Here is a 24,074-nt window from a genome sequence, read left to right as displayed (position 1 = left end):
GACCGCATCCACGGCGTCATCGACGCGGTGGCCGTCAACAACGACGGCCGGACGATGGGCCTGACCACGCCCAACCCCAGGGCCCAGGCCGCCGTGGTCCGCCGGGCGCTGGCCGACGCCGGTCTGCGGGCCGGGCAGATCGGCATGGTCGAGGCGCACGGCACAGCCACCCTGATCGGCGACCCGATCGAACTGCGGGCCCTGACCGACGCCTTCGCCGACGGCACCGCCCAGGCCGGCCGCTGCGCGATCGGCAGCGTGAAGTCCAACCTGGGCCACCTGCTCAGTGCGGCCGGGATCGCCGGGCTGATCAAGGCACTGCTGGCGGTGGAGCACGCGGCGATCCCGCCCACCCTCGGCTGCGAACGGCCCAACCCGCGCTTCGACCTGGCCGGTTCGCCGTTCCGGGTGAACACCGAACTCTGCGCCTGGGCGACCGGGCACCGCCGGATCGCCGGCGTCAGCGCGTTCGGCCTCGGCGGGACCAACGCGCACGCCGTGGTCGGCGAGCTCGACCCGGGCTTGCGGGCAGGCCACCAGCCCGTCCGGGAACCGCTGCCGCAACCGGAGCTCAAACGACGCCGGTTCTGGCTGGAACGCGAACCGGACGCCTGGCCGCCGCCCGGGCCGGTGCCTGCCGTGGCAGCACCTCCCGGGCCGGTGCCTGCCGAGGCGGTGCCTTCCGGGCCGGTGCCTCCAGGGCCGCCGCCGGGCTCCTCGGGGCCGGTGGCCTCGATCCTCGACCTCCGCTTCGCCGGTGACGACGACGCGATCTCAGAAAGCCTCGGGCAGAGGGGAACACGGCCGTGACGGACCGACCGATCGAGTGCCGGGTGGTACTGACGGCCACCGACTTCATCATGCGCAACCACCACGTGCACGGGGTCTCGGTCATGCCCGGGGTGACGTTCCTGGACATCCTGCTGCGCATCCTGCGCAGCCAGGGCCTCGACCACGAACAGGCCGTGCTCACCCGGATCCTGTTCACCGAGGCGGTGGCCACCACGGAGGGCCGGGACCGCGAGATCCGGATCACCATCGGTGCGGCCGACGCCGCCGGCCAGCGCCCGGTGCGGGCCGACAGCCGCTGGGCCGGCGTGCCCGGCTCGCCGTGGCGGGAGAACCTGACCGCCCTCCTCGGCTTCGACGTCGCACCCGTCGACACCGACCCGGCGCGGCCGGCCGTCGCCGCAGCGCCCGCGGCCATCGACCTCGACGCCCTGCGCTCCGGCGCCGTCCGCCGGTACGACATGGCCGAGCTGTATGCGCGGGCCCGGGACGAGAACATCCGGCACGGTCCGGCGATGGCCTGCCACGGCCTGCTGCACGTCGGTGACGGCTACCTGCTGGCCGAGTTGACCACCGGTGCCGAAGCGCCCGACCCGGCAGCCTTCCACCTGCACCCCGCACTGCTCGACGCCGCCACCATCGCCGCGTACGGGCAGACCGAGGCCGTCTCCCGTGAGCCGTTCATCCCGGTCTACATCGACCGGTTCCGGGCGCCCCGGCCGCTCGGACGGACGGTCCACCTCTATGTGCCCGGCGTCGAGCGGCTGGCCGGCTCCGGCGACGTGATCCGCAGCGACTACGGCCTCTACGACGAACAGGGCCTCCTGTTGGCCGAGTTCGGCGCGCTCACCTGCAAGCGGATCCGCCGTCCGGAGCTGATCACCCGGCTGCTCGACGAGCCCACGGCCCGGGCGACGGTGGCGGCACCGGAGACGGCCGAACCGGCCACCCCGGCCGGCCCGGCCGTCGCAGTCGGCCCTGCCACCCCGGCCGGCCCGGCCGTCGCAGCCGGCCCGGTCGAGTCGGTGGCGGCCGGGCCCGAGGCCGTCGCCGCCTACACCGCCCGACTGCGGCAGCTCGCCGGCGAGGCGCTCGGCCGAGAGCCGGCCGAGGTCGGCAGCGGCACCGGGTTCTACGAGCTCGGCCTGGACTCCGCCGACCTGGTCCGGATCAGCGCCCTGCTGGAGGAGACGGTCGGCAGCCCGCTCTACCCCACGCTCCTGTTCGAGTTCACCGACATCGACAGCCTCGCCGCCCACCTCGCCGAGACCCACCCCGCGGGCGCGACGGCCGCCGCCGCACCGGAGCCGTCCGCCGCCGCGGCCCCCTTCGCCGTCACCGCCGCCCCCGTCGCCGCCGGACCCGGGCCGTCCGCCACCGCGCTCTTCCGGCCGCGCTGGTACCCCGCCCCGGCCCCGGCTGCCGCGGGGTACCGGCCCGAGGGCGACGTCCTCCTCTTCGCCCCCGACGGCGGGCCGGACGGTCTGGCGGCCGAGCTGGCCGCCCGGTGCGACGGCGCCACGGTCGTCACGGTCGGCCCCGGGCCGGTGTTCGAGCAGGCCGGAGTCACCGGCTACCGCCTCGACCCGGCCGACCCCGGCCAACTGGACCAGCTCTGGTCGGCGTTGGAGGCCCGGAGGATCCGCCCGGCCGCCCTGGTGGTCCCGGCCGCCGCGGAGCCCGCTCCGGCGTCCGACGGCCCGCACGGCCCGGCCCTGACCGTGCTGCGCCTGGCGCGCTCCGTGCTGAGCCGGCGTCCGGCCCGGGCAGCGCAGCTCCTCTTCGTCCACCCCGCCCCGGCCGGTGGCGGCGCGCCGGAGCACCTGGCGGTCGGCGCACTCGCCCGGTGCGTCACGGCCGAGGCCCCCGCCCTCGCCTGCCGCTGCGTCGGCGTGCAGCACTGGACGGCCGGCGCCGTCGCCGAGGCCGTGCTGGCCGAGCTCGCCGCCGGCGGGACGGCGCCGCAGTCCCGGCACCTGGACGGGCGCCGCGAGCTGCGGGGCCTGGCGCCCGCCGCGTCACCTGCCGCCCTGCCCGCCGCCGGCCCGGACGCGGCCGTGCCGCTGAAGCGCCACGGCGTCTACGTGGTGACCGGCGGCGGCGGAGCCCTGGCCACCGTCCTCGCGGACCACCTGGCCAGGCGCCACGCCGCCCGGATCGCGCTGGTCGGCCGCCGCCCGATGAGCGCCGAGCAGGCCGCCCGGGCCGAGGAGTGGCGCGCCGCCGGCGCGGAGGTCGTCTTCCTGACGGCCGACGTCACCCGCCGGGCCGACGTCGAGGCGGCGCTCGCCCTCGTCCGCGAGCGGTTCGGTCCGCCGGACGGCGTGTTCCACACCGCGGGAGTCACCGCGGACTCGCTGGTGCGCAACAAGCCGGACGGCGCGCCGTCGGCGGTGGTGGCGCCCAAGGCCCTCGGCGCGGTGCACCTCGACCGGGCGACGGCCGGGGACCGGCTCGACCTGTTCGTGCTGTACTCCTCGCTGTCCGCCTCCCAGGCCAATCCGGGGCAGAGCGACTACGCCTTCGCCAACGCCTACCTGGAGCACTTCGCCGAGGCCCGCGCCGCCCGCGCGGACCGGCCCGGGCGGACCTACGCCATCGGCTGGCCGATGTGGGCCGACGGCGCGATGAGGCTCACCCCCGACGCCCTGGACCACGCGCGCCGCACCAGGGGGACGTGGCCGATGCCCACCGCCGACGCCCTGGACCTGCTGGAGCGCGTCCTGGCCGGCCCCGGGGGCACGACGGTGGCGGTGCACGGCGCACCGGACCGGGTGGCCGCGCCGTTCGCCGGCGCGGATGCCGCCCCGGCCGGCGGTGCCACTTCGGCCGGCGGTGCCACTTCGGCCGCCGATGCCGCCCCGGCCGGCGCACCGGCCGGGACGCACGACCGGCCCGATGCCCCGGCCGCAGAGCGCGTGCAGCCGGCCGAGCCCCCGCACGCCGCCGAGACCGAGGACGCCGTCGAGACCGAGGACGCCGTCGCGATCATCGGGCTGGCCGGCCGCTACCCACAGGCCCCGGACCTCGACGTGTTCTGGCAGAACCTCGCCGAGGGCCGGGACAGCATCACCCCCGTCCCCGAGGAGCGCTGGGACCACAGCGTCCACTTCGCCCCCGAACGCGGCCGGGCCGGCTCCACCTACAGCCGCTGGGGCGGGTTCCTCGACGGTGTGGACCTCTTCGACCGCGAGTTCTTCGGCATCTCCCGGCGCGACGCCGAGCGGATGGACCCCCAGGAACGGCTCTTCCTGACCATCTGCTGGCGCGCACTGGAGGACGCCGGCCGCCCTGCGCCCACCCTGGCGGGCGAGACGGTCGGCGTCTTCGCCGGCGTGATGTGGAACCACTACCAGCTGTTCGAGGACCAGGGCGTGGCACCGACCGCCCTGCACGCCGCCGTCCCCAACCGCGTCTCCTACACCTTCGGCCTCACCGGGCCCAGCCTGGCCGTGGACACGGCCTGCTCGTCCTCCCTGACGGCGATCCACCTCGCCGTCGAGAGCCTGCGCCGGGGCGAGAGCACCCTCGCCCTGGCGGGCGGGGTGAACGTCACCGTCCACCCGCAGAAGTACCTCCAGCTGGCGCAGGGCCAGTTCCTCTCCGACGACGGCCGCTGCCGCAGCTTCGGCGCGGGCGCCACCGGCTACGTGCCGGGGGAGGGCGTCGGCGCGGTCCTGCTCAAGCCGCTGCGCCGGGCGCTGGCCGACGGCGACCACATCCACGGCGTGATCCGCGCGTCGGCCGTCAACCACAGCGGGCGCACCAGCGGCTTCACCGTCCCGAGCCCGCACTCGCAGGCCGAGCTGATCCGCACCGTCCTTCGGCGCTCCGGCGTCGACCCGCGCACGATCGGCTGCATCGAGGCCCACGGCACGGGGACGTCACTGGGCGACCCGGTGGAGATCGAGGGTCTGCGCCAGGCGTTCGCCGGCAGCGCGGCGACGCCCGGCAGCTGCGCGGTGGGATCGGTGAAGTCCAACATCGGGCACCTGGAGAGCGCCGCCGGGATCGCCGGCCTGACCAAGGTGCTGCTGCAACTGCGCCACGGCCGGCTCGTCCCGTCCCTGCACGCGGACGAACCCAACCCGCACCTCGACCTCACCGGCTCGCCGCTGCGCATCCAGCGCGAGGCCCAGGAGTGGACCGGGCCGGCGGACGGCGGCCCCCGCCGGGCCGGGATCAGTGCGTTCGGCGCGGGCGGCGCCGGCGCCCACCTGGTGGTGGAGGAGCACCCGGCCCCCGCCGAGCCGGCGCCCGGCCCCGGCGGGCCGCTGCTCTTCGTCCTCTCCGCCCCGAACCGGGCCGCCCTGCACACGCAGGCGCGGCTGCTGCGGGCCCACCTGGACCCCGGCCACGCCGGGGGGACCGGCGCGGCCGCCGGGGATCCGCCCACCGGGACGCTGGTCGGGCTCGCCGCCGACCTGCTCGGCGTGCGCACCGACCAGATCGACCCGGACGCCTGGCTGGGTGATCTCGGGCTGGACCCGTCCAGCCTGTTGGAGCTGGCCCGCCGGATAGGGCAGGAACTGGCCTGCGACCTCCCGCCGGCCGCCCTCGCCCCGGACGGCTCGCTGCGCCGGATCGCCGAACTGGTGGCCGCCGACCGGCCTGCACCCGGCGCCGGCACCGGCCCCGATCCGGCCGACGTGGCGTACACCCTGCAGGTCGGCCGGACGGCGCGGCCCCACCGGCTGGCCGTCGTCGCGGACGACCGGGCCACCGCGCTCGACCGCCTGCGGGCGGGCCTGGACGCCTACCTGGACGGCGCGGCGCCCGAAGGCGCCGACGTCGTCACGGGCGCCCCGGACCAGTCGGGCACCGGCCCGGCGACACCGCCCTCGCCCGAGGCCTGCGTGCGGCTCCTGAGGCAGGGGCGCCTGAGGGAGCTGGCCGCCGCCTGGGCGGCGGGCGCCGAGGTGCCCTGGCACGAGGCGTACGGCCCCGAAGGCGGACCCGCCGGCCGGCGGATCCCGCTGCCCACGCACCCCCTCACGGAGGAGAGCTGCTGGCTGGGCCGGTGGCGCGGCGCGCCGCAGGAGCCGGCCGGCGCCGGGAGGGCCGACGCAGAGACGGAGCAGCCGAGGGTGCGACAGCGGACGGCACAGCAACGGACGGCACAACAGCGGACGGGGGATCAGACGGTGGCGTCGACGGGCCTCCCAGGGGCCGATGGCCCCGCGGTCGAACTGCGGATCCTCGATCCCGGCATCGCCCTGGTGGTCATGCACGGCGACACCAACATGTTCACCGAGGAGACCGTGCGCGGCCTGGAGGCGGCCTTCGCCGAGCTGCGCGCGGACGAGGGCGTCAAGGCCGTGGTGCTGACGGGCGGCGGTCCGGCGTTCAGCATGGGCGGCACGCCCGAGGCCCTGGAGCGCCTGGCCGGCGGCCGGGGCAGCTTCACCGACGTGCCCTTCCTCTACGAGGGCCTGCTCTCCTGCGACCGCCCGGTGATCGCCGCGATGTCCGGGCACGCGGCCGGCGGCGGCCTGATGTTCGGCCTGCACGCCGACCTGGTGCTGATGGCACGCGAGGGGACGTACGCGGCCAGCTTCCTCAAGTACGGCTTCACCCCCGGCATGGGCGCCACCTACGTGCTGGAACGGCGGTTCGGGCGGTCGCTGGCCACCGAGATGTTCTACACCGGCAGGCCGTTCGGCGGCGCCGAGCTGGAACGGCGCGGGGCGCAGGTCACCTTCCTGCCGCGGGACGAGGTCCTCCCCGCCGCGCTCGACCTGGCCCGGGCGATCGCCGCCCAGCCCGTCCTGCCGGTGCGCGCCCTCAAGCGCGAGCTGGCCGGCCGCACGCTCGCCGAACTCGGCACGGTGGTGGCCCGCGAGGCCGAACTGCACCGCCTCGTGCTCGGCCGGGACGCGGTGAGCCGCGTGCACGAGCACAGCGCGAAGGTGCGCGGCTACGCCCACCCGGCGAGCGCGGCGCCGCCGGTCACGGCAGCCCCGGCCGCCCCGGCGGTCACCGCGGGGGTGCCCGCCGACGCCCCGCCACCGGACCGGGCTCCCGACTCGGCTCCCCGCCTCACACCCGCACCGGCGCCTGACGCGGCACCGGTGCCGGCTCCGGAGCCGGCACCGGAGGCCGAGGGCCCGGACCGCGCCGAGGTCGTCGCCGTGGTCATGGAGACGCTCTGCGGTCATCTGTACCTCGACCGGGACGAGATCGACCCCCGGCTGACCTTCAGCGAGATGGGCGTCGACTCGCTCGGGGCGGTCGAGATCGTCCGCGACCTCAACCAGCACTTCGGCCTCGACCTGGACTCGGTGGCGGTCTACGACCACCCGACGCTGGACCGGCTGGCCGACTTCGTCGGCGCCGAGTCCGCCCGGGGCCGTGCCCTGCACGCCGCTGCCGTCCGCCCGGCCGCTCCGCAGGCCGCCGCGCAGGCCGTTCCCCCACAGACCCCGGCCGACCGGTCCGGTGACGGGCCATCGCAGGGCCGGTCGGCCGGCTCACCGCCCCCGCTGCAGCCCCGCCCCACGGGGGCTCCGGGGTCCGAGGACGCACCCCAGGGCGCGCCGCAGGCCACGCCGCAGGAGACGCCCAGGCCCCCGGCCGGGCCCGGGCAGGTGGTCCTCGCCCCGGTCCCCGGCAGGACCGCACCCGCAGGCGCATCCGCACCCACGGCCGGCCCCGCTGCCGTCCCGCCCGTCACCCTGCCCGCCGTCCGGCCCGTCCCGTCCGTCCCGTCCGTCCCGTCCACCGTCCCGCCCCTCGCCTCGTCCGCCGCCCGGCCCGTGAGCGCGCCCGTGACCGCGCCCGTGGGTGCCCTCGTCACCCTGCCCGCCGTCCGGCCCGAGCCGGCGGGGCCGGTGGACATCGCGGTGATCGGCATGTCCGGCCGCTTCCCCGACGCCCCCGACCTCAGCACCTTCTGGTCCAACCTGGTCGCCGGCCGCAGCAGCATCCGTGAGGTCCCCGCCGAACGCTGGGACGTCGCCGAGCACTTCGACCCCGACCAGCGCGCCGAGGGCCGCACCTACAGCAAGTGGGCCGCTCTGCTCGACGACGTCGACCTGTTCGACGCCTCCTTCTTCCACCTCTCCCCGATGGAAGCCGAGCTGATGGACCCCCAGCAGCGGCTCTTCCTCCAGGAGGCGTGGTCGGCCCTGGAGGACGCGGGCTACGCGCTGCCCGGCACCGAACGGGCCCGCTGCGGGGTGTTCGTCGGCTCCGGCGCGGGCGACTACCTGCGGCTGCTGGAGGAGAACGGCCAGGACGGCACCGGTCAGGCGTTCCTCGGCAACTCGCCCTCCATCCTGGCCGCCCGGATCGCCTACCACCTCAACCTCGGAGGCCCGGCCGTCGCCATCGACACCGCCTGCTCCTCCTCCCTGGTGGCCGTGCACCAGGCCGTGGCGGCCATCCGCGCCGGTGACTGCGACACCGCCGTCGCGGGCGGCGTCGCGGTGATGCTGACCCCCCGGATGCACGTCTGGACCAGCCGCACCGGCATGCTGTCGCCCACCGGGCGCTGCGCCCCCTTCGACGCCTCGGCCGACGGCATCGTCCTCGGCGAGGGCGTCGGCGCCGTGGTGCTCAAGCCGCTGGAGCGCGCACTGGCCGACGGCGACACCGTGTACGCGGTGATCAAGGCCACCGGCACCAACAGCGACGGCCGGACCAACGGCATCACGGCGCCCAGCGCCGACTCCCAGGCCGCGCTCCTGGCGGACGTCCACCGGCGGGCCGGCCTCGCCCCGGAGGACGTCGGGTACGTGGAGGCGCACGGCACCGGCACGGTACTGGGCGACCCGATCGAGGTGAAGGCCCTCACCCGGGTCTTCCGCGACCGGGCCGGGCAGGCCGGCGTCTGCTACCTGGGCTCGGTGAAGTCCAACATCGGGCACACCACCCTGGCGTCGGGCATCGCCGGATTCATCAAGGTGGTGCTCGGGCTCCGGGCCGGGATGATCGCGCCGTCGCTCAACTTCGAACAGGCCAACCCCGTGATCGACTTCGACGGCGGGCCGTTCCGGGTCGCCACCGCCGCGGTGCCGTGGCTCCCGGGCCCGTCCGGGCGACGGGTCGGCGCGGTGAGCAGCTTCGGCTTCAGCGGGACCAACGCGCACGTGGTGCTGGCCGAGGCGCCGCCGCAGGCCGCGCCCGCCGTCGGCCCGTCCGGGCAGGCCGTCGTCCTGCCGGTCTCGGCGCGCACGGACGGCGCCCTGCGCGACCGGGTCCGCGGGCTGGCCGGGTGGCTGACGGAGCAGCACGACCTCGAGGACACCGCCCGCACGCTCGCGCTCTCCCGCGCGCACTTCCCGGCCCGGGCCGCCTTCGTGGTCCGGAGCACGGCCGAACTGCGCGAACAGGCCGAGGAGTTCCTCGCCGGCGGGCGGCCGGCCACCGACGGCCACGGCGAGCGGCTGCGGCGGCTCGCCGAGGACTACCTGGCGGGCCGCGAGGTGGACTGGGCCGCCGTGCACGCCCACCGGCCGCGCCGCAACGTGCCGTTGCCCGCTTACCCCTTCGCGCGGACCAGCCACTGGACCACCGCCCCGGCGTCCGTCACGGCCCGGGCGGGCGTCGCCGCCCCGGCGTCCGTCACCTCCTCCCGGGCGTCCGTCACGGCCCCGGTCCCGCCCGCCGCGCAGGCCCCCGGGCGCGCTCCGGGCGCGCCGGAAGCGGTGGCCGCGCCCGGCTCCGCGGCCGCCCCGGACTACCCGCTGCTGGTCTGCCGGCCGAGCTGGTCCGAGGACGCCGGACCGGGCGAGCGGCCGCCGGCCGGGGGCGGCAGGCGGGTCGCCCTGGCTCACGCCGAGGGGGACGGACCGCTCGCCGACGCCCTGGCCGCGCTGCACCCGGACGACGAGGTGGTCCGCATCCCGCTGGGCGGCGCCGTACCCGTCCCCGGCCCGTTCGACGTGCTCTACGTGCTCGCCGGCCGCGCGGGCGCCGTCCCGGAGCCCGCCGACACCGCACCTTGCGGGGACCCGGTCACCCTGGCCGCGTTCTACCTGCTCAAGCAACTGCTCCGGGTGGGCCAGGCGGCCCGCCCGCTCGCCGCGACCTTCGTCGTGCACGGCGTCCTGCCGGTCACCTCCGGCGACCGGGTGCAGCCGCACGGCGCCGGCCTGGTCGGGCTCTCCCGCACGGTGGCGGCCGAACACCCGCTCTGGCGGGTGAACTGCGTGGACGTCACGCCGGACGCCCTCGCCGCCGACCCCTCCCGCACCGCCCGGCGGATCGCCGCCGAGGACGGCACACACCCCGTGGTGGCCCTGCGCGGCGAGCACCGCTACCTGCGCCGCTTCGAGCCGCTCGCCGCGCCCGTTCCCGGGGAGGCCGCCAGCGGGGATGCCGGTCCGCGTCTGCGCAAGGGCGGTGTCTACCTGGTCGCCGGCGGGACGGGTGGCCTGGGCGGTGCCGTGAGCCGGCGCCTCGCCGCCGTCCACGGCGCCCGGCTGGTCTGGCTCGGCCGCCGGCCGGCCGACGACCCGCAGGTGACGGCCCGGGCGGCCGAGATCGCCCGGCTGGGCGGCGACGTCCGCTACGTCCGCGGCGACGTCACCGACCCGGACGCCGTCCGGGCCGCGGTGGCCGAGGCCCACGACTCCTTCGGCGCGCTGCACGGCGTCCTGCACGCCGCCGGCGAGCTGCGGGACGTCCCGCTCGCCCGGATGACGGAGGTGGAGTTCACCCGGGTGTTCGCCCCGAAGGCGGCCGGCGCCACCGCCCTGGTCGAAGCACTCGACGGGCAGCAGCCGGACTTCTGCGTCTTCTTCTCCTCCGCGGCCTCCTTCGTGGCCTCGCCCGGGCAGGCCAACTACGCGGCGGCGGCGACCTTCGAGGACGCCTGCGTCTGGTCGGCCCGCAGTCGCTGCGCGTTCCCGGTGTCGGTGGTGAACTGGGGCTTCTGGGGGAGCGTCGGTGCCGTGGCCACCGCGCACCACCAGCGCTCGTTCGCGGCCCTGGGCGTCGGCTCCATCGACCCGGCGGAGGGCGCCTCGGCACTGGAACGCGTGCTCTCCGGCGGGGCCGGGCAGGCGCTGGTCATCAAGGCGGACCCGGCCCGGCTGGCCGGGCACGGCATGCCGCTCACCGGGGCCCCGGCGCCCGGTGCGCCGGCGCCCTTGGTTCCGGCTCCCGTGGTTCAGGCGCAGGCGCAGGCGCCGGCGGTTGCGGCGCCGGCCGGCGCGGACCTGGAGCGCCGGGCCCGGGATCACCTCAAGCGGGTCTTCGCCGGGGTCCTCAAGTGCGAGGAGGACGAACTCACCGACCGGGACACCCTGGAGACCTTCGGCATCGACTCGCTGATCGGCGCCGAGATCGTCGAACGGCTCGCCGCCGACCTCGGCGAGCTCCCGGCGACCCTGCTGTTCGAGCACGCGACGATCGAGCGGCTCGCCGCCCACCTCCTCGCCGTCCGACGCGAGCCGCTGACGGCCGTCCTCACCCGCACGGAGGCCGGCCCCGGGCCCCTCGCGACGGCGGCCCCCGCCGACGCGCAGCCGGCGCCGGAGACAGGCTCGGCGGCGGAACCGGCCGGAACGGCGGCGGAACCGGCCGAGGCAGCGGCCCGAACGGCGACGGTCCACCCGGCGTCCGCGCCGCATGACCAGACCCGCGAGGAGCAGGCCCGCGACGGCGCCCTCGACATCGCCGTCGTCGGCGTCACCGGACGCTACCCGGGCGCCCCGGATCTCGACACCTTCGCCCGCAACCTCGCCGCCGGTGCCGCCCACATCACCGAGGTGCCGGCCGACCGCTGGGACTGGCGGGAGCACTTCGACCCGCGACGCGGCCGGCCGAACCGCAGCTACGGCCGGTGGGCCGGATTCCTGGACGGTGTGGACGAGTTCGACCCGCAGCTGTTCGGCATCCTGCCGCGCGAGGCGGCCGCGATCGACCCGCAGGAGCGGCTGTTCCTGGAGACCTGCTGGAACCTCCTGGAGGAGACCGGCTACCTCGGCGCGCACACCCGCGTCCCGGAGACCGGCGTCTTCGTCGGCCTGATGTACGGCTCGTACGGCCAGCTCGCGGCGGCCTCCGGCTGGCCCCGGGGCGAGTTCGGGGCCGCGCACTCGGCGTACTGGTCGGTGGCCAACCGGGCCAGCTACCACTTCGACCTGACCGGGCCCAGCTTCGCGGTCGACTCGGCCTGCTCGTCCTCGCTGACCGCCGTTCACCTGGCCTGCGAGAGCCTGCGCCGGGGCGAGTGCCGGATGGCCGTCGCCGGCGGCGTCAACCTGATCCTGCACCCGGCCCACCTGGTCGCCCTGTCGGCGCGCGGCATGCTGGCCGGCGGCGACGCCTGCCGGACCTTCGACGCCGACGCGGACGGTTACGTCCCCGGCGAGGGGGTGGGCGCCGTCCTGCTCAAGCCGCTGGCGGACGCGGTGGCCGACGGCGACCGGATCTGGGCCGTCATCAAGGGCAGCCGCGCCAACGCGGGCGGCAAGACCAGCGGCTACACCGTCCCGAACCCTAATGCGCAGGCCGACCTCGTGGCCGGGACGCTCGCCGCGGCCGGCGTCGACCCGCGCACCGTCGGCTACCTGGAGGCCCACGGCACCGGTACCGCGCTGGGCGACCCGATCGAGGTGGCCGCGCTCGCCCGGGCCTTCGGCGCCGGGCCCGACGTGCCCTCGGCCACCGGCTGGGACGGCCCGCCGGTCGCGATCGGCTCGGTCAAGGCCAACATCGGCCATCTGGAGGGCGCGGCCGGGATCGCCGGGCTGACGAAGGTGCTCCTGCAACTCAGGGACGGGCTGCTCTACCCGAGCGCCAACCTGGACCGGCTCAACCCGAGGATCGACTTCGACGCCTCGCCGTTCCGGCCGCTGACCGAGGCCGCCCCGTGGCCCCGGCCCGTGGCGGACCAGCCGTACCAAGCGGACCGGGTGGACCGGGCGGACCAGGACGGGCGGGCGGGTGCGCAACCGCGCCGGGCGGGCGTGAGCTCGTTCGGCGCCGGCGGGGCCAACGTCCACCTGGTGCTGGAGGAGTACCTGGGCGCCCCCGCGTCGCTGGGCGCCCCCGCGTCGCTGGGCGCCCCCGAGCCCGCCGGGATCGAGGAGGTCTTCGTGCTGTCCGCCCGGACGCGCGAGCGGCTGGCCGTGCTCGCCGGCCGGGTCGCGGACCACGTGGCGGCCGCGACCGGGGCCGGCGACGACGCACCGACCCTGCGCTCGCTCGCGTGGACCAGCCAGACCGGACGCCGGGAGCTGACGGAGCGGCTGGCCGTGGTCGCCGGCAGCCTGCCCGCCCTGGCCGAGGGCCTGCGCGCCTTCGCCGAGGGGCGCCCGGCCCGCGGCGTCCACACGGGCACCGCCGCCCGCACCGCCGCACCGGTGCGGGACGGCGCGGACCGGGCGGCGGCGGTGGCGGCCTGGCTGACCGGGGCGGAGGTGGACTGGCGCACGCTCTGGGCCGGCCCCCGGCCGCGTCGCGCCGCCTTCCCGACGTACCCCTTCGACCGCGCCCGCTACTGGCTGGCCGAGCCCCCCGCCGACGAGGCGGCGGGGGAGGCCGGGGAAGACGTCACGACCGACGGCGCGCCGCAGCCGGGCCTCGGCGAGGAAGCACCGCAGACCCCCGAGGTACGGAGCGCCCCCGAACGGCCGGAGGAGGCGGGCCTGTTGCGGTTCGCCCGCCCGGTCTGGGAGCCGGTGCCCGCGCCGGAGCCGCTGACCGGTGCCCCGGCGCCGCGCGTGGTGCTGGTCGCCGCCGAGGAGCCCGGGCCGGCCGGGGCACTGGCCGGGCGGCTCGCCGCCGGCGGGGTGCAGGTCGTCGCCCTGGCCCCCGCCCCGGAATTCGCCCGAACCGATGACACGGGCGGCTACCGCCTGGCCCTCACCGACCGGGAGCAGTGCCGGCGGCTGGTGGCGGACCTCGCCGAGCGCGGCCTGGAGCCGGACGGCCTGGTGTTCTGCGCCCCCGAGGGCGCGGCCGGCCACGGCGGTGACGACCTGACGGCCGGTCTCGACCGCGGCTTCCACGCCCTGGTCGCGCTCACCACCGCCCTGCTCGCCCGGCCGGGGGCCCCGCGCGACCTGCGGGTGGTCTACGGGTACACCGCCCCCACCCCGTCGTCCCGGCCGCACGACGCGGCCGTCGGCGCCGCGCTGCGCAGCCTGGCGCTGGAGCACAGCCGGCTGGGCGCCGCCCGGGTGGCCTTCGAGGGGGCCGACGCGGTGGCGCCGCGCGAGCAGCGGGCCGCCCGGCTGGTGGCGGAGCTGGCCGGGTGCCGGCCAGGCGCCGCCGTCGAGGTCCGTTACCAGGGCGGCGAACGGCAGGTGAGAGGCCTGCTCGACCACGTGCCCGCGCCCGCCGACCGGCTGCGGCCGCGCCCGGACGGCGTCTACCTGGTCACCGGCGGCGCCGGGCCGCTCGGCCTGCACACCGCCCGGCTGTTGGCCTCCCGCGCGCGGGGGGTGACCGTCCTGCTGGTGGGCCGCTCCGCGCTGGACCCCCGACGCCAGGCCCTGGTGGACGAGCTCGACCGGGGTGCCGGTACCGTCCGCTACCTGCGCGCCGACGTCGCGGACACGGACGGGATGCGCCGGCTGGTCGGCGAGGCCGTCGCGCAGTACGGCCCGCTGCGCGGTGTCGTGCACGCGGCCGGGGTCACCCGCGACGCCCGCGCGGTGACCAAGAGCCGGGCGGACCTCGATGCCGTGCTCGCCCCGAAGACGGCCGGCGTGCTGGCGCTCGACGAGGCGACGCTCGGCCAGCCGCTCGACTTCTTCGCCCTCTACTCCTCCGTGGTCGCCTACAGCGGCAACCCGGGCCAGCTCGACTACGCCTACGCCAACGCCTTTCTCGACGAGTTCGCCGAGCAGCGGGCCCAGCGGCACGCGGCCGGCCTGCGCGCCGGGCACACGGTGTCGATCGCGTGGCCGCTCTGGGAGGACGGCGGCATGAGTGTGGACGCCGCCACCCGGGAGCTGCTCGCGCGCCGCTGGGACATGGCGCCGATGAGCACCGCCAACGGGCTGCGGGCGCTGGACGTGGCCCTGGGCGGCCGGGAGACCCGGGTGACGGTCGTCCAGCGGCCCTCCGCCCCCTCCGCCCCGTCCGCCGCGTCCGCCCAGGCCGCTCCGGAACCGCAGGTGGATCGCCCCGAGGCCGCCTCGCCGACGCCCGAGCAGCAGCCGACGCCCGAGCAGGAGCCCGAGCAGCAGCCGACGCCCGAGGAGGTGCCGGCGTCGGAGGTGGAGCGCGAACTGCGGGCGATGGCCGCCGGGTTCCTCCTGGTCGAGCCCGAGGACGTCAACGTGGACGACCAGCTGCTGGAGCTCGGGTTCGACTCGCTCACACTGACCGAGCTGATCAACCAGGTGAACGGGCTCTACGGTCTGGACCTGCTGCCGACCGTCCTCTTCGAGTGCCCCGACCTGGCCTCGTTCGCGGCCCACCTGGTCCGCCACCACGCCGCCGAGGTGGCGGTTCACCACCGTCCGCAGCCCCTCCCCGCCCCGGCAGGGCCGCAGCCGGCTCCGGAGCGCGGCGAACCGCCGCAGCCGGCCGACGAACAGGCTGCCGAGCCCGCTGCCGCATCGCAGCCCACAGCCATCGCCGAGCCCACGGCCATCGCCGAGCCCACGGCCATCGCCGAGCCCACGGCCACCTACCAGCCCACGGCCACCTCCGGGCCGCCGACCCCCACCCCCGCGCTACGGCCTTCCAGCGGCCGGCCGCTCCCGGTGGCGGTGGTCGGCATGGCGGCGGTGCTGCCCGGCGCGGCCGGCACGGCGCAGTTCTGGGACCATCTGATGGCCGGCCGAAACCTGGTCACCGACGTGCCGCCGGACCGCGCCGAGCTCGGCCGGGCCGCGGGGGCGGCCCCCGTCCGGGCCGGGTTCCTCGCCGACGTGAGCCGGTTCGACGCCCGCTTCTTCGGTATCGCCCCGCGCGAGGCCGCCCTGATGGACCCGCAGCAGCGGCTGTTCCTGGAGACCGCCTGGCGGGCCGTCTGGGACGCCGGCTACCGCCCGTCCGACCTCGCGGGCACCGCGACCGGCCTGTTCGCCGGTGTCTCGACCTCCGACTACGCCGACCTGCTCGGAAAGGCGGCCGTCACGGTGGAGGCGCACAGCGCCACCGGAGTCGCGCACGCCGTCCTCGCCAACCGGGTCTCCTACCTGATGGACCTGCACGGGCCGAGCGAGTCGGTGGACACCGCCTGCTCCAGTTCGCTGGTGGCGATCCACCGGGCGGTCGGCGCGCTGGCGGCGGGCGAGTGCGAGCAGGCCCTCGTCGGCGGGGTCAACGTGCTGCTCAGCCCGGCGCTGTTCAGCGCGTTCCAGCAGTCCGGAATGCTCAGCGCAGACGGCCGCTGCAAGACCTTCGACGCCGGGGCCGACGGCTACGTGCGGGGCGAGGGCTGCGGGGTCGTCCTGCTCAAGCCGCTGGAGCGGGCGATGGCCGACGGTGACCACGTCTATGGAGTGGTGACCGGGTCGGCGGTCGGCCACGGCGGCCGCGCCGGCTCGCTGACCGCGCCCAACCCCGAGGCACAGGCCAGGGTCCTGGTGCGGGCGCACCGCGCGGCCGGTACCGATCCCGACCGACTGGGGTACCTGGAGGCGCACGGCACCGGGACCAGTCTCGGCGACCCGGTGGAGATCGAGGGCATCAAGCAGGCCCTCGCGACGCTCTACGCCGACCGGGGCCGGGAGCTGCCCGACCATCCGCACATCGCGGTCGGATCGGTGAAGACCAACATCGGCCACCTGGAGGCGGCGGCGGGCATCGCGGGGGTGATCAAGGTCCTGCTCGGCCTTGAGCACCGCCAACTCCCGCCCCACCTGCACCTGGAGCGGCTCAACCCGCACATCCGGCTGGCCGGGACACCGCTGCGGATCGTCGACGGTCCGCTCCGGTGGGAGGGTACGGCCGGTGCCGACGGCGTGCCCGTGCGGTGCGCGGGGGTGAGCTCGTTCGGCTTCGGCGGCACCAACGCCCACGTCGTCCTGGAGTCGCCCCGGCCCCGGCCGGCCGCCGCCGACGACGGCAGCCCGCGGCTGGTGGTGCTGTCCGCGCCCACCGATGCACAACTCCAGGAGTACGCCGGTCTGTTGGCCGACCACCTGGAGCTTCGTGAGCCCGTGCTCGCGGAGGTCGCCCGCACGCTGCAGAGCGGGCGCGAGGAGTGGCCCGAGCGTCTCGCCCTGGTGGTGCGCGACCGGGCGGAGCTGGTGCGCGGGCTGCGTGTGGCGGCCGGGGGCACCTGCCCGCCCGGTGCCCATCGCGGCACCGCGCGCCGGTCCGCCCCGGCGGTCCGCGACCACGAGAACGCCGCCGGCCCCGTGGACCGCGGCCCCGTGGAGCGCGACCACGTCGACCTCGACAGCCCCGCGGACCTCGACGGGCAGGCCCGTGCCTGGGTGGAGGGCATGGCGGTCGACTGGGCCCGTCTCTGGGCCGGTCCGCTGCCGCGCCGCACCCCGCTGCCCGGTGTTCCCTTCGCCGGGGCCCGTCACTGGTTCGCCCCCGGCGCACCGCACCCGAGTCTGGAGGCCACCATCGAAGCGTCACCGTCCTCGTCCACGGCGCCGTCGCCCGTGCGGGCTCCGGCCGTCCGCCGCACGCCGGCGCCCGCTGCGGTCGCCCGCGAGCGGGTGAAGCTGCCCTCGCTCGGCGCGTCCGCCGGCCTGGGGCCCTCGCCCCGCAAACCCGGACCGGCCCCTGCTGCCGGCCCCGCACCTGCCGTGGCCCCCTCTGCTCCAGTGGCCCCCATGGCCCCCACCGCGCCGCCCGGCGTCGGGCTCCCGGAGATCCGGCGGACGGTCACCTCGCTGCTCTCCGACATCCTCGGCATCCCCGAGGCGGAGCTCCCCGCCGACCAGCCCTTCGGAGAGCTGGGGTTGGACTCGGTCTTCCGGATGGACCTGGCCCGGATGCTCAACGAGACCTACGGCCTGGACCTCAAGGCGGCCGAGCTCTACGAGCAGGACTCCGTCGAGCTGTTGAGCGCCGGTGTCGCCGCCGCGATCGCGGCGCTCCCGGCCGTCCCCGCTGCCCCCGCCACCTCGGCCGTCCCCGCTGCCCCCGAAGCCCGCACCGTTCCCGCCACCCCCGCTGCCCGCGTCGCCCTGCCACAACCTCACACCAGTGAAGGTGATCTGACGGACACTCAACTCGCCGGCTTCATCGAGTCGACGGTCGAGCGGCCCGTCGATCCCGGGGCGGACTTCGCCGGCCAGGGCTTCACCTCCTTCGACATGCTGAGGGTCGTCGCCGCCCTGGAGCGGCGGTTCGGCCCGCAGCGCAAGTCCCTGCTGTTCGACCACCCCACGGTGGGCGCGCTGGCCGGGCACCTGTCCGCGACGCACGGCGCCGCAGCGGCCGCCCTGCTGGCCGCGCCGGCCCCGGGCCGGGCCGGAGGTCCGGCGCCGGACCTCGCGGCCGAGCCGGCGGCGGGCGGCCCGGTGGTGGTGCGCAAGCGCGAGCTGGCGGACCGTCCGGAGATCGCCGCAGCGATCGCGGAGCTGGACCGCCGGCACGCCAAGGAGGGCGGCCTGCCGGGCCGGGACATCGCGCCGCTGGTCTTCCTCGGCTCCGCCCGCAGCGCCTACTTCAACTTCTCCCAGCGGGACGGCTCGCTGCTGGCGTGGAGCTACGTCGGCTCGGAGCAGGACCTCCCGGAACTGACCCGCGAGTACACCGAGCACGCGGAGCGCCACGGGCTGAAGCCCAACCTGCTCTCCATGGTGCGGCTGACGGAGGTGGGCGGGCGCGCGTACTCGGCCACGCCCTTCGGTGTGGTCCAGCGGATGGAGTCCATCCAGGAGTTCAGCCTCTCGGGCGCCCGGATGCAGCGGCTGCGCTACATGGTGCAGCGCTTCGCGCGGATGCCCGGGGCGGGTGTGCACGAGTACCGGGTCGGGTCCGATCCGGCCACCGACACCGCGATCGCCGGGCTCATCGACGGCTGGTGCGCCACCAAGGACATGGTCAATCCGTACGTGGCCACCGTGCGGGACGAGATCAGCCGCGGGGTGCTCGCCGAGCGGCACCGGATGTTCCTCACGCACTCCGCCGGACAGCTGTGCAGCGCGGTCATCGTCACCCGGATCCCGTCGGAGAACGGGTACCTGCTGGACCTGGAGTTCTACTCCGAGCAGACGCCGAAGGGCGGTCTGGAGTACACGATCGTGCGGATCGTGGAGCTGCTCGCGGAGGAGGGCTGCACGATGTTCAGCTTCGGGGCGAGCCTGGGCGTGCGGCTCTGCTCCTCGCCGAACGCCGAACCGGCGGCCGAGCAGGCGCTGGCCGAGCTGCGCGCCGCCGAGGTGTTCACGGGGGAGGGGAACTTCCGCTTCAAGAACAAGTTCCGGCCGGTCAACCTCCCCGTCTACCTGTGCCGGCCGGCCGACGGGGAGCCGACCGACGTCGGTGAGCTCATCCTCATGATCGCCAACCCCGAGGTCGCGGCGGGCCGCCCCCCGGCAGCCCGGGCGGCCGCCCGTCCGGCCCCCGCGCCCACCCGGATCCCCGCGCCCACCCCGCTCCCGGCACCCACCCCGCTCCCGGCACCCACCCCGCTCCCGGCACCCACTCCGGCGTCCGCCCGCCCCACAGCCCCGGCGTCCGCCCGCCCCGCACCCCCGCAGCCCGTCGCCGGCGCCGGGGCCCTTCCCGCCGGCACCCGTCCCCTCGAGGCCCCCGACACCGAGGCCGTCGCCGTACGGGCGCGGCGCCTGGCCGCCCACGGCCACAACCCCCTCCTGCTGGACTCCGGCGAGGCCGACATCGACCTCGTCACCGACTCCTGGACGGAGCTCGACACCGCCTACGTCGCCGAGGGCATGGCCGCGCTGCGCGCGCAGACCGCGGCCCGGCCCGGCCCGGCCGAGGACCTCGCGGCCCTGCTGCCCTTCCGCTACGTCGTGCCGACCCTGCGGGGCCGGTCCGCCGAGGCCCTGCTCTGCCGGGCCTGGCCCGGCCGGCGCGGACTGGTGGTGCAGAACGCGCTCTTCCCGACCTGGGCGCTGAACCAGATCGACCACGGCTTCGTCCCGCTGGCCGTCCCGGCCGTCGCCGCCGCGAACGGGGCACAGGCGCTCTGGGGGGACATGGACGTCGACGCGCTGGAACGGGCGCTCGCCGCCAACCCGGGCACGGTCTCCTTCGTCTGCGTGGAGACCAGCACCAACGCGCTCGGCGGGCTCCCGCTGTCGCTGGCCAACCTGCGTAGGGTCCGGGCCTCCGCGGACGCCCACGGGGTGCCGCTCGTCCTGGACGCGACGCGCGTGCTGGAGAACGCGGCCTTCGTCGCCGAGCACGAGGACGGCGAGCGGGGCCGCAAGGTGTGGGAGGTCGCGGAGGAGATCCTCGCCCTGGCCACCGCCGTCACCCTCGGCCTGTCCAAGGACTTCGGCATCGACCACGGCGGCCTCGTCGCCACCGACGACGGCCGGCTCGCCGAACTGCTCCACGAGGACGTGCTGCGGCGCGGCCGGGAGCCGGGCGTCGCCCAGCGCCGGCTGATGGCCGCGGCCCTGGCCGACCGCGAACGCTCGGCCGCGGCCGTGGCCGAACGGATGGGCGCCGTCCGGGAGTTGCGGCGGATCCTCGCCGACGCCGGTCTGCCGGTGGTGGCGGCCGGCGGGCACTGCGTGCTGATCGACGCGGCCCGGCTGCCCGGGGCTGACCGCTCGCCCAACCCGGCGGCCGACTGGCTGGCCTGGAGCTACCGGCACACCGGTGTACGGGCCGCCCCGCACCTGGCCGCCGGCCCGACGGCGGGCGCCGCGCTGGTCCGGCTGGCCGTGCCGCTCGGCCTGGGAACCGAACGGGCGGCGGAGGCCGGCCGCCGGCTGGCGGCGCTGCACCGCGACGGGGGCCCGGCCCCGCTGCTCGTCCCGGCCGACGGCCCCGGCGCCGCCGCGCACCCGGCGACCGCCGCGTACCATCCGGCCGCGGCCCTTCCGGCCGACGTCCGCGCCGCGCTGGACGAGGGCCACCGGCCACTGAGCGACAACCACGCCGTCCTGCGCGAGCACCAGCCGGACGTGCAGCGTCACCTGGTCGCACTGAGCGAGGGCGACGTCGAGGTGTTCACCGCCGGCGGGGGCAGCCCGCTGGTCCTGCTGCACCCCTTCAACATCGGCGCCGGCTTCTTCGGCCCGCAGTTCGCCGCGCTCGCCGACCGGCACCAGGTCATCTCCGTGCACCACTCGGGCGTCGGCGCGACGACGGCCGCCGCCGACCTGTCGGTGGAGGGCCTGGCCGAACTGCTGCGCCGCACGCTCGACGCCCTGGACGTCCGGGGCCCGGTCCACCTGGCCGGCGCCTCCTTCGGAGCGCTGCCCGCGATGTCCCTCGCGATGCGCCACCCCCACGACGTCGCCTCGCTGACCCTGATCGGCGGGTCCTACCGGATCGGCAACCGGCAGGGCGAGATGAACCGCCTGGCCCTCGTCGCCCGGGAGGACTTCGACCACCTGCTGGCCCAGCCCGGCACCGAGCCGATCGCCGGCCACCGCCGGCGCTACGAGGAGCTGCTGCTGCGCTGCGAGAGCCTCGACGCCCGGATCGGGCTGCGCTACCTCGACGAGTTCGACCTCGCGACGAACCTGCTGCCGGGGCTCCCCGGCCTCACCGCGCCCGCGCTGATCGTGCACGGCCGCCACGACACGGTCGTCCCGCTGAAGACCGGTCATCTGCTGCACGGCACCCTGCCCGACGTCCGCTTCCACGAGTTCGAGGACGCCGGACACTTCCCCAGCCTCACTGCCGCGGGGCGCTTCAACCAGGTCCTCGCCGACTTCCTGGCCGGCATCGACGCGGCCGGCCGACCGGAGACCACCCGATGACCCCGACGCCCGCCCACACCCCGGCCCCGGCCTCCGCCCCCGCGCCCTTCCAGGTGCTGGACCCCGGCACCGTCCGCCGCCGGGTCACCGTCTCGCCCGCGATGTGCGGCCACAACTCGCTCTTCCTCGGCCAGGTCGGGGACTGGACCTGGGAGACCGTCGGCGCGCTCTGCGACACCGACGTCCTCGCGGCCAAGGGCGCCGGCGGAGACCCGGCCTACCTCGCGTTCTTCTACTACCGGGTGCGCGGCAGCCGGGAGTTCCACCTGCGCAGCCCCACCTTCGGCGACGAACTCGACGTGCTCTCCCGCTCGTTCGACTTCGGCAGCGAGTCGGTGCTGACCGTCCACCGGATCTCCTCGACCACCGCCGCCGGCGACCCGCCCGAGCCCTGGGACCCGGCCGCCTTCCATCGCGGCCCGGCGCCCGGCACCCTGCACGTGGAGAACTTCAACCGCTGGGTCAGCCGCCGGCACGCCGACAGCAACCGGGGCCTGGTCCCGGCCTCGCCGCCGGACTTCCACCACACCCGGCTGCCGGCCCTGCCCGAGGAGTACTCGCCCCGCCCGGTCTACGGCCGCGCCCGGCGCGCGCTGACCTTCCGGGAGGACACGGCGGGGGAGTACCGCACCGTCGCCCAGGGCTTCACCACCCGGTACGGCATCGACATCACCCGGGACCTCAACGGCGTCGGACTCGTCTACTTCGCGTCCTACTTCTCCTTCGTCGACCAGGCGGTGTTGCGCCAGTGGCGCGCGCTGGGCCGCAGCGACCGCTCGTTCCTGCGGCGCCGGACGGTCGACCAGCAGCTGTGCTACGTCGGCAACGCCGAACCGGACAGCGAGTTCGAGATGGCCGTCACCGTCCGGGCTGCGGTGGCCGACCCGGCAGAGGAGCTCGTCGACGTCGTGGTCCGCGACGCGCACAGCTCGGACCTGATCGCCGTCAGCACCCAGCGGGTGCTGCGGGACCTTGAGGAGGCAGAGTGAACAGCGAGCAGGACGGCGCTCGGCGCGCCGCACAGGAGGCGGCCCGGGCCCGGGCCGAGCAGGCGCTGCACGAGGTGATCCGCGGCATCCTGCCCGCGCTGGACCCACGGGAGATCACCGGGCACAAGCACCTGAAGGAGCTGGGCGCCGACTCGGTGGACCGCGTCGAGATCATCATCGGCGTCACCCGGCTCCTGGGAATCGACGAGCCGATGTCGAACTTCAGTGCGATACCGGACATCGACGGCCTCGTCGCGCACCTGGCCCGGGGGGTGCGGGCGTGATCGGGATCGAGGCGCTCAACGTCTACGCGGGCCTGGCCGGCATCGCCCTGACCGACCTGTTCGACGGCCGCGGCCTGGACCACGCCCGGCTCGGCAACCTGATGATGGAACGCCGCTCGGTCGCCCTGCCCTTCGAGGACCCGGTCACCAACGCCGTCAACGCCGCCAAGGCGCTGGTCGACGCGCTGGACCCGGCCGAGCGCGGGCGCATCGAGCTGCTCGTCACCTCCACCGAGTCGGGGGTGGACTACAGCAAGTCGGTGGCCTCCTACGTCCACGAGTACCTCGGCCTGCCCCGCTCCTGCCGGGTGATGGAGGCCAAGCAGGCCTGCTACGCGGCGACCGGCGCGGTGCAGCTCGCCGCCGGCTACCTGGCCTCCGGGCGCTCGCCCGGCGCCAAGGCCCTGGTGATCGCGACCGACGTGGCCGTGGTGGACGAGTACGCCGCGTACGCGGAGGCCGCCACCGGCCACGGCGCGGCCGCCGTCCTGGTGAGCGACCGGCCCCGGATCATGGCCATCGACCCGGGGGCCTACGGCCTCCACAGCTACGAGACCCTCGACTCCGCCCGCCCGCTGCCCACCCTGGACATCGCGGACGCCGACCGCTCGCTCTTCGCCTACCTCGACTGCCTGGCGAAGAGCTTCGCCGACTACGCGGACCGGGTGGAGGGCGCCGACTTCGCGACCACCTTCGACCGCCTGGTGATGCACACCCCGTTCGCCGGGCTGGTCCGGGCCGGCCACCGCAAGATGATGCAGGAGCACGCCGACGCCCGGCCCGCCGAGATCGACGCGGACTTCGCCCGCAGGGTCGCGCCGTCCCTGGTCTACCCGAGCGTCGTCGGCAACCTCTGCTCCGGCTCGCTCTACCTCGCGCTCGCCGCGACCATCGACAGCGCCCCCTGCGAACGCCCCGAGCGGGTCGGCCTGTTCGCCTACGGCTCCGGCTGCGCCTCGGAGTTCCTGAGCGGGGTGATCACCCCGGAGTCGGCCCGCACGCTCGGCGCCCTGCGGATCGGCGAGCGCCTGGCGGCCCGTCGCGACATCGGCTTCGAGGAGTACACCCGGCTGCTGAAGCAGACCAGGTCCTGCCTCGTTCCCGAACGCGAGCGCCGGGTCGACACCGAGGACTGGGCCGAGTACCTCGACCACGCCGGCCGGCCGGGCGAACTGCTGGTCCTCACCGGCGTCCAGGACTACCACCGCCGCTACGCATGGCGCTGA

General features: G+C 76.4%; 5 protein-coding genes (1 of these 5 cut by a window edge). All 5 read left to right on the top strand.

Annotated elements, in window-relative coordinates; translation table 11 throughout:
* Tightly spaced (each overlapping or abutting the next), the 5 genes in view from ACZ3YO_RS12630 to ACZ3YO_RS12610 form a layout consistent with a single transcriptional unit that may run on beyond the window.
* A protein-coding gene (locus ACZ3YO_RS12630) for an amino acid adenylation domain-containing protein (RefSeq protein ID WP_465568488.1) crosses the window boundary here: on the top strand, positions 1-810 show its final stretch. Its footprint begins 12,267 nt before the window's first position; 810 of the gene's 13,077 nt are visible here — the last part of the coding sequence; the start codon falls outside the window, past its left edge; the stop codon is at positions 808-810.
* The gene (locus tag ACZ3YO_RS12625; RefSeq protein WP_465568485.1) at positions 807-21,575 is read left to right on the top strand and encodes an SDR family NAD(P)-dependent oxidoreductase; all 20,769 of its coding nucleotides are present in this window, start codon (positions 807-809) and stop codon (positions 21,573-21,575) included. The genes ACZ3YO_RS12630 and ACZ3YO_RS12625 overlap by 4 nt, the downstream gene beginning before the upstream one ends.
* Positions 21,572-22,564 (top strand): LnmK family bifunctional acyltransferase/decarboxylase, encoded by a 993-nt coding sequence (locus ACZ3YO_RS12620; RefSeq protein ID WP_465568482.1) that lies wholly within the window; start codon positions 21,572-21,574, stop codon positions 22,562-22,564. The genes ACZ3YO_RS12625 and ACZ3YO_RS12620 overlap by 4 nt, the downstream gene beginning before the upstream one ends.
* The gene (locus tag ACZ3YO_RS12615; protein ID WP_465547388.1) at positions 22,561-22,848 is read left to right on the top strand and encodes a phosphopantetheine-binding protein; all 288 of its coding nucleotides are present in this window, start codon (positions 22,561-22,563) and stop codon (positions 22,846-22,848) included. Before ACZ3YO_RS12620 ends, ACZ3YO_RS12615 begins: the two co-directional genes overlap by 4 nt.
* Entirely contained in the window at positions 22,845-24,074 is a 1,230-nt protein-coding gene (locus ACZ3YO_RS12610; RefSeq protein ID WP_331742036.1) for a hydroxymethylglutaryl-CoA synthase family protein, read from the top strand. The genes ACZ3YO_RS12615 and ACZ3YO_RS12610 overlap by 4 nt, the downstream gene beginning before the upstream one ends.

Source organism: Kitasatospora sp. NPDC022785 (genome assembly GCF_055561295.1).
This window is presented reverse-complemented; position numbering and strand designations above follow the sequence as displayed.

Excerpts from the sequence above, each read along its gene's own strand:
- ACZ3YO_RS12620 (WP_465568482.1), top strand. The coding sequence starts at position 21,572 with ATGACCCCGACGCCCGCCCACACCCCGGCCCCGGCCTCCGCCCCCGCG.